Raw genomic sequence first — 14,513 nt, 5'->3', positions numbered from 1 at the left:
CTAGCAGGGTAAGAATGCCTATTCACAAGTAGTCATAACCCTATTCTTGAGTAGTCACGATGCCCAACGGCGGCATATGCGTCGGCCGATGGCAGTACTGGCGTAGCCCAATGCGGCCTATCACGCATGGGAAAAGGGATATTCTCCCTTTTAAAAGCCAGCTCTCGCACTCTCTCTTCCGCTATTTCGCATCATCAACGGCAAGCACTTGTCACGAAAACAGGAGTATTTGAATCAAAAAGATCAGATAAGCTGCCTTTCACTGGCTAGCAGCCTTTTCATGAATCCTGCGTATTCAACTCTTCCAACTCCATTGTCCGTTCGGTCCATAGATCCATCGCATCGGAAAGTTCTTTTTTTAGGGCAGAATATTCACCGTAGAGAGAAGCGTCGGAGGCACCTTCCGGCGTAGCCAGCTTCGCCTCGATAACGGCAATGCCATTCTCAAGCTCCGAGATACGGGCCTCGGCCTCGGCAACAGCTTTCTCCGCTTTCTTAATCACTTTACTCAGTTCCTTCCTTGCCTCATAGGAGAGCTTGTTATGGGATACCTGAGCCTCACCGGTACCGGACATGGAAGTACTCGTCCCAGTAGAACGTTCCAATTCACGCAAGCTATCCATTTTCTTATGCTCCAAGAAATTATAGATGCCGCCTAAATGCTCGACGACTTTCTGGTTACCGAACTCATAGACCTTATCGACTAGGCCATCCAAGAACTCACGGTCGTGGGAAACCACGATCACCGTGCCGTCGAACTCCCTCAAGGCGTCTTTCAGCACGTCTTTCGAACGCATATCCAAGTGGTTCGTCGGCTCATCGAGAATCAGCAGGTTGACCGGCTCCAATAACAAGCGGATCATCGCCAAACGGGTACGCTCGCCACCCGACAGGACTTTCACCTTCTTATCGGAGGCCTCGCCGCCAAACATGAAAGCACCTAGGATATCCCGTATCTTCAAACGGATATCCCCTTGGGCTACGTAATCGATCGTATCGAAAACGGTAAGGTTCTCGTTCAATAGCTGCGCTTGGTTCTGGGCGAAGTAACCGATCTTCACGTTATGGCCTAATTGGAGCTTTCCGGTGAAATCGGCAATCTCTCCCATGATACATTTCACCAAGGTAGATTTACCCTCGCCGTTCTTTCCGACGAAAGCTACTTTATCGCCCCGATTGATTGTCAAGGTCACATGGTCGAAGATCAGATGATCGCCATAACGCTTCGCCACCTCCTCACAGATCACCGGATAGGAGCCGGAACGGGGAGCGGGCGGGAATTTCAGTCGCAGCATGGCTGTATCCACATCATCTACCTCGATACGTTCCACCTTCTCCAATTGCTTGATGCGGGATTGTACCTGTACGGACTTCGTGGCTTTATAACGAAAACGCTCGATGAAAGCTTCGGTATCGGCCAGTTTCTTCTGTTGGTTCTCGTAAGCGCGTAGCTGCTGCTCGCGGCGTTCGCGGCGAAGTACGACGTACTCCGAATATTTTACCTTATAATCGTAGATGTTCCCCAACTCAATCTCAAGGGTACGAAACGTGGTATTATCGATAAAGGCACGGTCGTGCGAGACTAAGATCACGGCGTTGGCACGGGTAGCGATAAAGTTCTCCAGCCATTGGATGGACTCGATGTCCAAGTGGTTCGTCGGCTCATCCAGTAGCAAGACATCCGGCTGGCGGAGCAAAAGCTTAGCTAGTTCGATACGCATACGCCATCCACCGCTGAACTCGGACGTCGGGCGATCGAAGTCCTCACGGGAGAAACCTAACCCGATCAACGTACGTTCCAGCTCGGCGTGATAATTATTGCCGCCCATCATCTGAAAATGCTCGGTCAAATAAGTGACACGGTCTATCACCTTTTGATAACCTTCCGACTCGTAATCCGTACGCTCCGCCAATTGGGTATTCAAGCGGTTGATCTCCTCCTCCATCTCATGGATATGCTCGAAAGCGCACTCCGCCTCCTCCCGAACCGTACGGGTATCCACCAATTGCATGTGCTGGGGCAGGTATCCGATCGTGACCTCCTTCGGCACGCTAACGGTTCCCGATGTGGGTGATTGCAGACCGGCGAATATCTTCAACATCGTCGATTTACCCGCTCCGTTCTTGCCCACTAGGGCGATACGGTCCTTCTTGTTTACCACAAATGAAATGTCATCAAAAAGCGTGAAACCGCCAAACTCAACTGTTAGTCCTTCAACCGAAATCATACTGTCTCTTTAATTTATGACCGCAAAGATACAACAGTTCAAGGTTTACTCACAAACTTTTCAATTAATATCAGCACATCCTTATGCAACGGAAGGGCCGGATCGGTATAGGTAGCCATCTGTTTTTGCTGATCCATCGTATCGCAAGTCTTCATCAGATGGTTCATATTCCCGATCAAATGGTAATCGGCCGAAGGTTGGGATCGCTTCAATAGTTCGGCGTCTTTTACGGATACTTGCATATCCTTATCCCCTTGCAAGATCAACACCGGGACTTTTAGTTTCTTGATGATTTCCTGCGGATTATACGTATACCATGAGATCATATAAGGCTGTACCGACGAGCGGAACAGGGCTTGCAAACCGATCGGCACGTCCGGTACGAGCTTCCCTTCCTTCAAGGACGTGTTTATGGATCTCACCATATTCCGGATCACTTCCGGTTGACCGGCCATCTGTTCCTCTATGATCTCATAAGCGGGACGCCCCGCACCCGCCACCGAAATGTATCCTTTCACTTTCGGATTATCCACCGAAGCCGCCATACCGACCAACGCTCCCTCGCTATGCCCCAACACATAGATTCCGGAGATCCGTTTGTCCTTGCTTAAATAATCGATCCAGCCTCGTGCGTCCTTGATCCCGTCCTCGAAACGCATGGAATACTCATCCTTTCCGGCCGAGGCGCTCGAAGCGATACCCCGCTTATCATAACGCAGGGAAGCGATACCCTTCCCTGCCAGCCCTTCCGCCAAATATCTCAAGGAATTATTCTTACCCGGCAAGGCGGCGGAGTTCCCGTCCATATCCGTAGGGCCGGAGCCGGGGATGATCAATACCACAGGATAACCGGACTCCTGATTGGGAGTTACCATCTTCCCTTTTAATACCCCGGTAGACGTATTCAACACCACCGGACGCTCATTCAACCGTACAGGCAACTGGGGCAGACCAGACAAGGATACGAGAAGAAAGCAAACGAAAGCTATCAGTTTCTTTTTCATAACGGAATCAATTTATATACTTAAAGCACACATGAGACATACAATCTCAGTATCCGCCAAATGTAACTAAAAAAGGGGAAAACCTCTCGGCCTTCCCCCTTCTTTATCTAACATCTTTATAGGAAATTAATAACCCGGATTCTGTTTCAAGTTCGGATTCTTATCCATGCTTGTTTGAGGAATCGGCAAGTAACGGTTACGAGAAGAGAACTGGCGAGTCTCAATAACAGCCGTACCCGTGATTTCCGCACGTTTAGTAGGCTCAGACTCCCCATAATTAATCGTTCCTGTAACACGTAACAAATCACCATTCATGACTTTCTCGGCAAGCATCTTTCCATCTTCCTGCCAACGGACGATGTCCGCACGGCGCAAGCCTTCGCCGGCCAACTCTACCGTACGCTCACGACGGATCAATTCACGAAGTTTATCCTTCGTCCCATATTTAGCCTTATCCACTTCCCCCATTCCTACACGCTGGCGGATCTGGTTCAAATAACCATAGATCTCATCAGAAGGACCGCTCAGCTCATTCGCGGCCTCCGCATACGTCAATAGAACCTCCGCATAACGGAATACGATCGGACAAGCTCCCGAACTCCAAACATCTCCATATTGATCCATCGGATCCAAGTATTTCGCCCAAGTCAAAGCACTCTTGGAAGCATTATCTGTATAAGTCGGGAAGTTCTTGTTGACAGTACCATCTTGAAGTTTCTCATCCAAAGTATTCAAGACATCACCTCTCCAGTCACGTCCCGGATATAAAATGGTCATGGCCATACGAGGGTCGCGATTCGCGAACGGATGCTTTGCGTCATAAGTCTTCGACTCTTCTTTCGTCAATCCATCTGACATTTCATACATATCCACCAAATTCTGGGTCGGGACGATAGAAGACCAACCTTGGTCAACATTATTATACATTTGCCCGATGGTTCCCAATCCGTCCAACGTCTCAATATTCTGATCCGCTAGGATTATCTCTTTAGAATCCACTCCCGATACCTTAAAAAGATTCGTATAATCCGGATCCAACTCATACTGCTTCAAATCAATGATTGCCTTAGCTGCGTCTTTTGCCTTTTGCCAATCACCATAATACAAAGCCTCACGCATCTTGATAGCTAAAACAGCACCTTTAGCGATATAGCCACGAGCCTCCGGAGCCTCCGCAATCCCAGCTAAGGCCTCGTCTAAATCCTTAGCTATATAATCGCGTACCTCTTGTTCCGTATTACGTTCCACTTTAGCCTCGTCCGCACTTGAATAAGAACTAATAATAGGCACACCACCATACCACCAATTCATCAAGAAATACTTATAAGCACGGATCGCTTTAGCTTGAGCCACATAATTAGCTTTTACAGCGTCACTAGAAAACGTCACCTTGTCTACATTCTCCAAGAATGTATTCGCCTTACGAATCGACTTGTAATCATAAAGGATCTGCCCAGGATTAGAACTAGACAATGACCCATCCCCCCACGGGCGGAATCCTTCCCAAGGGAAATTATTATAGCCTATATCTGAGCCACAATCCAGATAAAGCAACGTATTTCCATCTAGCAAATCCTTATAACAGCCTACTATGAAGCCCTTCGCATCCGCCTCTGTCTGCCATGTGGTAGAAGGAGCCAACTGATCCTTAGGCACCGTATCCAGAAAATCCGAACACGAAGTAGATAACGCAGCCATACCAGCCGCCAACATATATATTGATAATCGTTTCATAAAATCTTCTATTTAAATGGTCTTAACTAATTAGAATGTCACATTTACGCCAAAAGAATTTGTCATCACTAATGGGTAGCTAGACAAACGGGAACTAACCGTCTCCGGGTCTACGTTCAATGGCATAGAATCTATCGTAAACAAATTCTCCGCAGAATAATAAACACGTACATTCGACAAACCGATAGCGTTCAGCACACTCTTTGGAAGCGTATATCCCAATTGCAATGTCTTCAGACGCAGGTAACTGGTATTAATTACCCAGAAATCAGACATCACGTTAGAAGCCTCACTCGGAGATTTTCTAGACTCCGCTACACGCGGCATACTTGCATTGGTATTTTCCGGTGTCCAGCTATCCAGCCATGCAGTAGAAGGATGTCCGGCACTACCCGAGAACTCACCAAACGCTTCTTTCGTAAACGCACGGCCTACATTAGCCGCACCGGTGAAGTTCAAAGTCAAGTCAAATGCTTTATAGCCTACATTCAAGTTCAAACCAAATGTAACAACTGGATTGATAGTCTTAGACAATACACGGTCATCCGCATCCAGCTTTCCATCTCCATTCGTATCTACATAACGTAAATCACCGGCTTGGAAATCCTGTCCGAACGGGTAGCCGTCTTTTCCTTTATAGGTATCCATCCATTGTTGTGCCTCCGCGTCAGATTGGAAAAAGCCATCAGCCTTATATACATAGTAAGAATCGATTGGCTTTCCAACAAAACGCCACAAATCACCGTCATCAGGATTTGTCATACGGTCTACACCTCCTAAATCCTCGATCTTGTTCTTATTATAGGCCATATTTCCCATCACATTCAATGACCAGTCATTCCACTTATTGTTATAACCTAGCTGTACCTCGACACCTCGGTTACGCATAGAACCCACGTTGTCGAAATAAGGATCCAAGCCAAACTCAGTCGGGACCGGTACCTCCATGATGATATCCGTAGTCTTGCGATCATAGTAATCAAACGTGAAAGTCACATGATTAATAATCGCATCCAAGCCAATACCCCAAGTCGTAGATTTCTCCCATGACAAATCCTCGATACGATAGGCTTTCTGGTAATATCCCGTCGTCAAGTTGCCTCCCATAGGATAATTGCCATCCAAATTATAAGTCTGCATCCAAGGATAATATTGGTTCTCCCAAGGATTCGATTTATTCAAGGCGTCTTGATTACCTAACATACCCCAAGAAGCACGAATCTTCAAACTGCTCAACCAATCATGCGTACTTTCCATAAACTCCTCCTCGCTGATACGCCAAGCACCGGAGAAAGAAGGGAAATATCCCCAACGATGTCCCGGAGCAAAACGAGAGGAAGCATCCGCACGGAAGTTTGCCTCTAATAAATATTTTCCCGCAAAATCATAATTAATACGCCCAAAATAGGAAAGCATGGCAAGCTCTCGGCTCAAACCATCATTTGTTTGTGTAGAAGCCCCACCGGCATCCATATCATTCAGGCTATTACTCGGGAAATTATTCCTCTGCATCTGATTCTTGCTAACCTCATACTTCTCCGCATGATAACCTACCATCACTTTCAAGCCATGTTGACCAAAGTTCTTGCTGTAATTCAGCAAAGCATCGAAATTATAACGTTTCCAATTCACGAAGCGTTCAACCAAGGAAGTGGTACGAGACGCAGATGCCGGATCATCCGGTATGCTCAGAACTCGCTCCGTATGACGTTGGTCCTCGTTCACATAGGCACCCGTCACAGTAGCCTTCAGCCCATCAATAATATCATAATCAACAGAAAGTGCCCCCGTAAAATTCTGATTACAATTATCCACCGTCTGCCCGGAATCCAACCATGCGATAGGGTTACCATCGTTAGTTTGTCCGTATTTGCCATCCTTATCCTTGACAGGAATCATCGGGCTAATAATATTCAATTGACGGATAATCTGGTCGGAAGAACCACCATAATAGCTAGCATTCGGATCCGAGAAGTCATTCTTGATGAAAGACATGTTCATCCGAACAGCCAGTTTCTTCGTCAACTGCATATCCAGATTCGTACGTCCGTTAAACTGTTTACGATCTGAGTTAGGAAGGATACCCGTCTGCCCTAAATATCCGGCCGAAGCCATATACTTCACGTTCTCCGCACCTCCTGTAATACTAACATTGTGCTTATGCAACAAACCTGTCCGATAAGCCTCATCATTCCAGTCCGTATTAGGATGTCCGTAAGGATCAGAGCCATCTTCAAACATCCGGATGTCCTCGTCACTATAACGTCCCGGCTCGAAACGATTCCACAAACGTGCGTAATCGGCTGAGCTGACACGATCAATCATGGAAGTAGCTTTCGAGGCACCCACATATCCGTTATAAGAAATACGAGGAGCACCCGTCTTACCACGTTTTGTCGTGATCAAGATAACACCATTAGAAGCCTTCGAACCGTAAATAGCGGCGGAAGAAGCGTCTTTCAATACAGAAATACTCTCAATATCATTCGGATCGATATCATTCATAGAGCCACTCTCGATACCATCGATCAAGATATATGGGCTGGCAGAGTTCAAAGTACCGACACCACGGATACGGATCGTACTACCATCCTGTCCCGGACGGCCTTGACCCGAGGTAACGGTTACACCCGGCATCATACCTTGAAGACCGGAAGACACGTTGGAGATAGGACGGCTTGTCAACTCCTTGCTATCCAATTGGGCTACCGCTCCCGACAAGTTCGCCTTCTGTTGCGTACCATAACCGACAACGATCACCTCATCTAATTTCTGGGTATCTTCCTGCAAGGACACATTGATGGAAGGCTCTCCATTATATTTGAATTCTTGAGTTAGATAACCGATAAAGGATACTTGGATCACATCCCCATTCTTCACATCCAACACGAAATTACCATTCATGTCGGTTACAGTACCATTCGTAGTACCTTTTACAACTATTGACGCTCCGGCCACAGGGCCAAAACTGTCACTAACCGTTCCCTTCAAACTACCTTCTTGCTGGGAAATACCTACCCTCGGAGTTATCGCCGCACGATCAGAAGCATGAACCACACCTCCGGAACAAAACGCTGCAGACAATAGAACAAAACTGACAGGTCTTACAATTTTCAACATAAGAATCGTTTTTTGTTTATTAAATAGCTGTTACTATTATAAGACTTAAGGCATACTATTTTAGATCTCGTTTCTTATAATATTCACTCTTCTAAATCATTAATGTATAATTATAAATCCTCGGTTAACTACCATGAAAGCACTTCTTCATCGTTCTGGCGGAACTTATAATCATTAGACGCAGCAAATATAGCACTATTTTTAATTATAAAACAAAAAAGACTAATTTTTTGCATACGAATCTAAAACAACACCACCTAGTTATTAAAATATTTAACAAACAATCTTTCCAACCATAATCTTTTTTAGTATGGAGCTATGGACATCAAAGAGGTATATGGTTTGAAATTCAAACATGAAGTTAGTGTATATGAGTAATAAACGGAGTTCCGCCAGAACTACGTACTTAATAGAAGCTTGATTAATATTAAGGCACTTATTCCATTTATTCCTTTATAACCACTATTTATCATGAAAAAGTTGTTATCTTCGTCCCTTGTAATAACTAATTATTAAATTATGAAAAAGAAAAGCTTAACTTTATTACTAGCGACTACGGTGGCAAGTAGTATCCTATTTTCGTCCTGTATAGGATCTTTTGGTTTAACAAACAAACTTTTAACGTGGAATAGAAGCATCGACAGTAAGTTTGTTAATGAGCTAGTGTTCATTGCTTTCTGGATTGTCCCGGTTTACGAGATTTCCGCTTTGGCTGATGTCCTTGTGATCAACTCTATCGAATTTTGGAGCGGAAGTAATCCTGTAGCAGATGTAGGTAACGTTAAAACAATCGATGGTAAAGACGGCGTTTATACCGTAGAAACAAAAGTTGACGGATACCATATCCAAAAGGAAGGCGATGAGAAAGCGGTTGACTTAGTTTTCAACGAGGCTGACCAAAGCTGGAATGTAGAAGCTAACGGAGAAAGCACAAAATTATTAAAATTCAATGGTGATGACGAAGTTGTCATGTATTTACCCGATGGCAAGGAAATGAATGTCGAGCTAAACCAAGCAGGTGTTTTAGCTTTCCAACAGGTAGCTGACGGATATTCTTACTATGCAGCTAAATAATTGAAAATTGAGAATTGAGAATTAGAAGTGACTCTACGTAATTTTCAATTCTCAATTCTCAATTCTCAATTCCCCAGTGCTAATCTAAATAAAATACGATGAATATGAACTCTATCAAAAAAATGATGCTTTCCGGAGCATTAGGTTGCCTTATTTCCGGAATGGCTTATGCGGACGGTTCTTCACCCCAACCCGTAAAACCTTATTGGCAAGACATTCAAGTCGTAGCCGTAAACAAGGAAAAACCCAGAAGCTCCTTCATGAGTTATGCGGACCGAGAAACCGCCCTCACCTCTCGATTTGAGAAAAGCCCGTACTATTCCCTATTAAACGGTACTTGGAAATTTTTCTTTGTCGACTCTTACAAAGATCTTCCTCAAAATATCACAGATCCTTCCGTTAATACCTCTTCATGGGATGATATAACCGTTCCCGGAAACTGGGAAGTACAAGGACATGGCGTAGCCATTTATACGAATCATGGTTACGAGTTTAAACCCAAAAATCCCCAACCCCCTTTATTACCGGAAGCGAATCCGGTTGGCGTATACCGCAGGGACATCGAGATACCCGCAAATTGGGATAACCGGGATATTTATTTACACATCGGCGGAGCTAAATCCGGCCTTTACGTATATTTAAACGGGAAAGAAGTGGGTTATAGCGAGGATTCCAAAAATCCCGCCGAGTTCTTGATCAATAAATACCTGCAACCCGGAAAGAATGTACTTACATTAAAGATATTCCGTTGGAGCACCGGTTCTTATTTGGAATGTCAGGATTTCTGGAGAATGAGCGGTATCGAACGTGACGTATTCCTTTGGTCTCAACCCAAGGCCAGTATTCAAGATTTCCGTGTCGTCTCAACTTTGGACGATACGTATACGAATGGAATCTTCAAACTGGCGGTAGACTTAAAGAATCATACCCAAGAAACAAAAAACTTAAATGTCGGATATGAGCTTTTGGACGCAAAAGGTAATCTTATGGCCTCCGAGGCTAATGATATATGGGTAAGTCCTGCAAGTCCTCAAACAGCATCTTTTGAGTATGATTTAAAGAACGTAGCCCCTTGGAGTGCCGAGCACCCGAATCTATACAAATTATTGATGACAATAAAAGAAGATGGTAAGGTAATCGAGGTAGTTCCATTCAACGTTGGTTTCCGCCGGTTCGAGATGAAGCAAATCGACCAAGCAGCGGAAAACGGAAAACCTTATACGGTCTTATTATTCAACGGACAACCGGTGAAGTTCAAGGGAGTCAATATCCATGAGCATAACCCGGAAACCGGACATTACGTTACCGAGGAACTCATGCGTAAGGATTTCGAGCTGATGAAGCAAAACAATATCAACGCTGTCCGCCTATGCCACTATCCGCAAGACCGTAAATTCTATGAACTCTGCGACGAATACGGATTGTATGTTTACGATGAGGCAAATATCGAGTCTCACGGTATGTATTACAGCCTGAAAAAAGGCGGCACTTTGGGTAATAATCCGGAATGGCTGATCCCGCATATGGACCGTACGATGAATATGTACGAACGAAACAAGAATTATCCGAGCGTTACTTTCTGGTCACTCGGAAACGAGGCTGGAAACGGATACAACTTCTATCAAACTTATTTGTATCTGAAAGACAAGGAAATAAATAGCATGAATCGTCCGGTGAACTACGAACGTGCCCTTTGGGAATGGAATACGGATATGTACGTACCTCAATACCCAAGCGCTGAATGGCTAGAGGAAATCGGACGTAAGGGTAGTGATCGTCCGGTAGCTCCTTCGGAGTATTCACATGCGATGGGTAACTCTTCCGGTAACTTATGGGATCAATGGAAAGCGATCTATAAATACCCGAACCTGCAAGGCGGATTTATCTGGGACTGGGTGGACCAAGGTATCTTGGAAAAAGATAAGAATGGACGTGAATATTATACCTATGGTGGTGACTATGGAGTAAACGCCCCTAGTGACGGAAACTTCCTTTGCAACGGTATAGTAAACCCAGATCGTACCCCGCATCCCGCTATGGCAGAGGTTAAATACGCCCATCAAAATATCGGGTTTGAGGCGATCGATTTAGCGAACGGTTTATTCCGCGTCACGAACCGTTTTTATTTCACGAACCTAAAGAAATATATGGTCCACTATAGCGTAACAGCCAATAATAAAGTTGTACGCTCCGGTAAAGTCTCTTTGGACATAGAACCTCAAGCTTCTAAGGAATTTACGGTTCCCGTAGGCAACTTAAAGCCACAAGCCGGTACGGAATATTTCGTAAACTTCAACGTAACGACCGTAGAAAAAGAGCCGTTAATCCCTATCGGACACGAAATCGCTTGCGATCAATTCCGCTTACCGATCGAAAACCCCAAGAAGACGTTTAAGACCAGCGGCCCTAAATTAACGGTTTCAACCAATGGAGATAACTTATCGGCATCCTCCTCAAAGGTAAACTTCGTGTTTAACAGGAAGACAGGAATCGTTACTTCTTATAAAGTGGATGGTACGGAATATTTCAGCGAGGGTTTCGGTATCCAACCGAACTTCTGGCGTGCGCCGACCGATAACGATTACGGAAACGGTATGCCAAAACGCTTGCAAGTCTGGAAGGAAAGCAGCAAGAACTTCAACGTGACAGACGCTACCGTCACTATGGATGGCAATAACGCCGAGGTTAACGTGAACTATTTATTGCCGGCAGGAAATCTATACATTGTTAATTATACGATCTATCCAAGCGGAGCCGTAAATGTGGCCGCCCGTTTCACATCCACGGATATGGATGCCGCCCAAACCGAGGTATCGGAAGCTACTCGCACGGCAACCTTCACTCCGGGACGTGACGCCGCCCGTAAAGAGGCCTCCAAACTAAACGTTCCTCGTATCGGTGTTCGCTTCCGCTTACCGGCAAGTATGAATCAAGTGGAATATTTCGGACGGGGACCTGCTGAGAACTACTTGGACAGAAACGCCGGTAGTATGATCGGCTTATATAAATCTACAGCCGAGGAATTATATTTCCCATATGTACGCCCGCAGGAAAACGGTCATCATACCGACACTCGTTGGGTATCACTTAGTACCGGCAAGAAAGGCTTGTTGATCCAAGCGGATAATACGATTGGATTTAACGCTTTGCGTAATTCCATAGAGGATTTCGATGACGAGGAAGCAACTGGGCTACCCCGTCAATGGAGTAATTTCACACCAGAGCAAGTAGCGAACCATGATGAAGCCGCAGCAAAGAACGTATTACGTCGCCAGCATCATATCAACGATATCACGCCTCGCGACTTCGTTGAGGTTTGCGTCGACTTGAAACAACAAGGTGTAGCAGGTTATGATAGCTGGGGTTCACGTCCGGAACCAGCTTATACATTACCCGCAAACCGGGAATACAACTGGGGCTTTACCCTTATTCCGCTTAAATAAAGAAAAGTCATAACTTATCCATAACAAAGGGAGTGTATTAGGCTTAATCCAATACACTCCCTTTGTTTATACTACTGCAACGGCTTTGCAGCACTACTGCAAGGCGGGTTGCAGTAACGTATCCTTATTTAATCACTTCCTTCAAGGTATTCTGTAAGTCTTCTCCAGTGATATTCTTGGCGATGATCACCCCATTCGGATCCAATAACACATTTGCCGGAATACCTCGTACCCCATAAAGAGCAGGGATCTCAGAATCCCAATATTTCAAGTCGGAAACGTGAGCCCAAGTCAGATGATCGTCTGCGATCGCTTTCTGCCATTTAGCCTTATCCTTGTCCAAGGATATACCTACGATCGTAAAGTTCTTATCCTTATATTGCTGGAAGGCATTTACCACGTTAGGGTTTTCCTTGCGACACGGGGGACACCAAGAGGCCCAAAAATCCAATAACACATATTTTCCCCTAAAGTCCGACAATGACACAGAAACTCCTGCAGTATCCGGCAAGGAAAACTCCGGAGCGACTTGTCCGATCTGTACGTGTTCTAATTGTTTGATAATACCGTCCAAGTCCTTCACATAAGGACTATTCGCCAATACCGGGGAAATCTTCGCACGAGTCGCCTTCAAATCATCCAAAGATAATTGGTAGGTAAAATAACGATATAGATAGAACGACGCCGCCGGAGAATCTGGATATTTCGAAATCAAACTGTCAATATCATACCCTTCCTCAAATACCTTCTCCGCATTTTCTTGAAAGACATCATTCACCGGTGAATTCTGTACGGTAATAGTCTCCCCGTCATTCCCGATCTTGACATTCATATCCGTATTCTCCAAGAAAAGTTGAACCGGATAGTTCATGCTCTCGGTTGCCAAACCGAATAGTAAAGGCTGATCTACCTCACCTTTAAAGGTGAATTTCCCATCTTTGATCTCCGCCGTATCCACGTCAAAGAACATTTTATTACGGAATGACTTCAAGTAAATTTTACCGTCGGGCATATTCTCTACCTCACCATTGATAACATATCCTTTTGGAACTTCTTGGCAACCAACCACCAAAAGGCCGGCAAGCGCCATCATACAAAATTGCTTCATTTCTCTATTCTATTTATTGATTACTTAAACCCAGGGTGATGATAACGTCCCTTTTTCAACGAGATCTTACCATATTCTATCGCACGCACCGGGCAACGATGAATGCAGGCAACACACTGAACGCAAGAATCGGCCCATTCCGGTTTTCCGTCACCCGACAGGGAAATCGTACCGGTCGGACAGACCTTCGCACAGATGCCGCAAGAGATACAGGCATCCGTAGCATAAAATCGGTTGCCGCCTATCGCAAAGTGAGTGAACAACGGATAGACCATATAGCTCTTCAAAAGAGGGACACTTCCCGCATAATACAAAGAGGGATTTCTCTTCTGCCGGATCGCCTCTACGATCTCGCCTACACGTTCCGGCGCTTTTTCCAGTTTCTCAGTCTCTACCATCTTACTATCCACGTCGAAGCCGGGCATCAAGACATAATTGTTCGGCATTTGTACAGAGAATCCTCCGGTTACGGCAATTCCCCGCCTCGCCAAGATGCTCCGCATGATCCGATCCGTATATCCACAATCATCACCACAAGTACAGACGAAATAAACCTCTTGCCCCTTATATCCGGACAGGATCAACCGGGAAATAAAGCGGGGCACCAATACAGCCGGCCCCCAAGAATGGACAGGGAACACAAAAAACACTTTCTCCCTCTCCCCCAATGGATAAGCATTCTTACCCTCATTCAACGCATCGGCAATGGAAACCAACGGCTCATCGAAAGCCGTCCCTAACGCTTCCGCAACCCAACGGGAGTTTCCTGTCCCTGTAAAGTAGAATATCATGCGCTCATTTT

8 protein-coding genes are annotated in these 14,513 nt (G+C 45.3%); 2 read left to right on the top strand and 6 right to left on the bottom strand.

The window, feature by feature from the left end; all coding sequences use genetic code 11:
• Positions 1 to 278: 278 nt before the first annotated feature.
• The 4 genes from CI960_RS04585 to CI960_RS04570 all read right to left on the bottom strand — a co-directional run bounded on the left by CI960_RS04585 (position 279) and on the right by CI960_RS04570 (position 8,086).
• Complete coding sequence (locus CI960_RS04585) at positions 279 to 2,228, bottom strand: ABC-F family ATP-binding cassette domain-containing protein (RefSeq protein WP_005861738.1); 1,950 nt, start codon at positions 2,226 to 2,228, stop codon at positions 279 to 281.
• Between the two features lie 38 nt (positions 2,229 to 2,266).
• Positions 2,267 to 3,232, bottom strand: coding sequence for an alpha/beta hydrolase (locus tag CI960_RS04580; RefSeq protein ID WP_005861736.1), 966 nt, complete (start codon positions 3,230 to 3,232; stop codon positions 2,267 to 2,269).
• Positions 3,233 to 3,358: 126 nt separating this feature from the next.
• A complete protein-coding gene (locus tag CI960_RS04575; RefSeq protein ID WP_005861734.1) occupies positions 3,359 to 4,966 on the bottom strand; it encodes a RagB/SusD family nutrient uptake outer membrane protein in 1,608 nt (535 codons plus the stop codon).
• 30 nt (positions 4,967 to 4,996) lie between these two features.
• The gene (locus tag CI960_RS04570) at positions 4,997 to 8,086 is read right to left on the bottom strand and encodes a TonB-dependent receptor (protein ID WP_005861732.1); all 3,090 of its coding nucleotides are present in this window, start codon (positions 8,084 to 8,086) and stop codon (positions 4,997 to 4,999) included.
• A gap of 519 nt (positions 8,087 to 8,605) precedes the next feature.
• On the opposite strand from CI960_RS04570, the gene CI960_RS04565 reads away from it, so the two are divergent.
• The gene (locus CI960_RS04565) at positions 8,606 to 9,160 is read left to right on the top strand and encodes a DUF3332 domain-containing protein (RefSeq protein WP_005861730.1); all 555 of its coding nucleotides are present in this window, start codon (positions 8,606 to 8,608) and stop codon (positions 9,158 to 9,160) included.
• Positions 9,161 to 9,264: 104 nt separating this feature from the next.
• The gene (locus CI960_RS04560; protein WP_005861728.1) at positions 9,265 to 12,603 is read left to right on the top strand and encodes a glycoside hydrolase family 2 TIM barrel-domain containing protein; all 3,339 of its coding nucleotides are present in this window, start codon (positions 9,265 to 9,267) and stop codon (positions 12,601 to 12,603) included.
• Positions 12,604 to 12,727: 124 nt separating this feature from the next.
• Here the strand turns inward: CI960_RS04560 and CI960_RS04555 are convergent, their stop codons facing one another.
• Together CI960_RS04555 and CI960_RS04550 are read right to left on the bottom strand one after the other, a co-directional pair.
• Positions 12,728 to 13,711, bottom strand: a complete 984-nt coding sequence (locus CI960_RS04555) for a TlpA disulfide reductase family protein (RefSeq protein WP_005861726.1) — start codon at positions 13,709 to 13,711, stop codon at positions 12,728 to 12,730.
• A 20-nt stretch (positions 13,712 to 13,731) separates the two neighbouring features.
• On the bottom strand, positions 13,732 to 14,502 hold the full coding sequence (locus CI960_RS04550) for an EFR1 family ferrodoxin (protein WP_005861724.1): 771 nt from the start codon (positions 14,500 to 14,502) through the stop codon (positions 13,732 to 13,734).
• Positions 14,503 to 14,513 lie beyond the last annotated feature (11 nt).

Origin of the sequence: Parabacteroides sp. CT06 (assembly GCF_002257605.1) — a bacterium.
Taxonomy (GTDB): Bacteria; Bacteroidota; Bacteroidia; order Bacteroidales; family Tannerellaceae; genus Parabacteroides; species Parabacteroides distasonis.
This window is presented reverse-complemented; position numbering and strand designations above follow the sequence as displayed.

Bases quoted from the DNA above. Each gene is read 5' to 3' on its own strand.
- CI960_RS04570 (WP_005861732.1), bottom strand. From the start codon at position 8,086: ATGTTGAAAATTGTAAGACCTGTCAGTTTTGTTCTATTGTCTGCAGCG.
- CI960_RS04575 (WP_005861734.1), bottom strand. From the start codon at position 4,966: ATGAAACGATTATCAATATATATGTTGGCGGCTGGTATGGCTGCGTTA.
- CI960_RS04585 (WP_005861738.1), bottom strand. From the start codon at position 2,228: ATGATTTCGGTTGAAGGACTAACAGTTGAGTTTGGCGGTTTCACGCTT.
- CI960_RS04560 (WP_005861728.1), top strand. From the start codon at position 9,265: ATGAACTCTATCAAAAAAATGATGCTTTCCGGAGCATTAGGTTGCCTT.
- CI960_RS04550 (WP_005861724.1), bottom strand. From the start codon at position 14,502: ATGATATTCTACTTTACAGGGACAGGAAACTCCCGTTGGGTTGCGGAA.
- CI960_RS04555 (WP_005861726.1), bottom strand. From the start codon at position 13,711: ATGAAGCAATTTTGTATGATGGCGCTTGCCGGCCTTTTGGTGGTTGGT.
- CI960_RS04580 (WP_005861736.1), bottom strand. From the start codon at position 3,232: ATGAAAAAGAAACTGATAGCTTTCGTTTGCTTTCTTCTCGTATCCTTG.
- CI960_RS04565 (WP_005861730.1), top strand. From the start codon at position 8,606: ATGAAAAAGAAAAGCTTAACTTTATTACTAGCGACTACGGTGGCAAGT.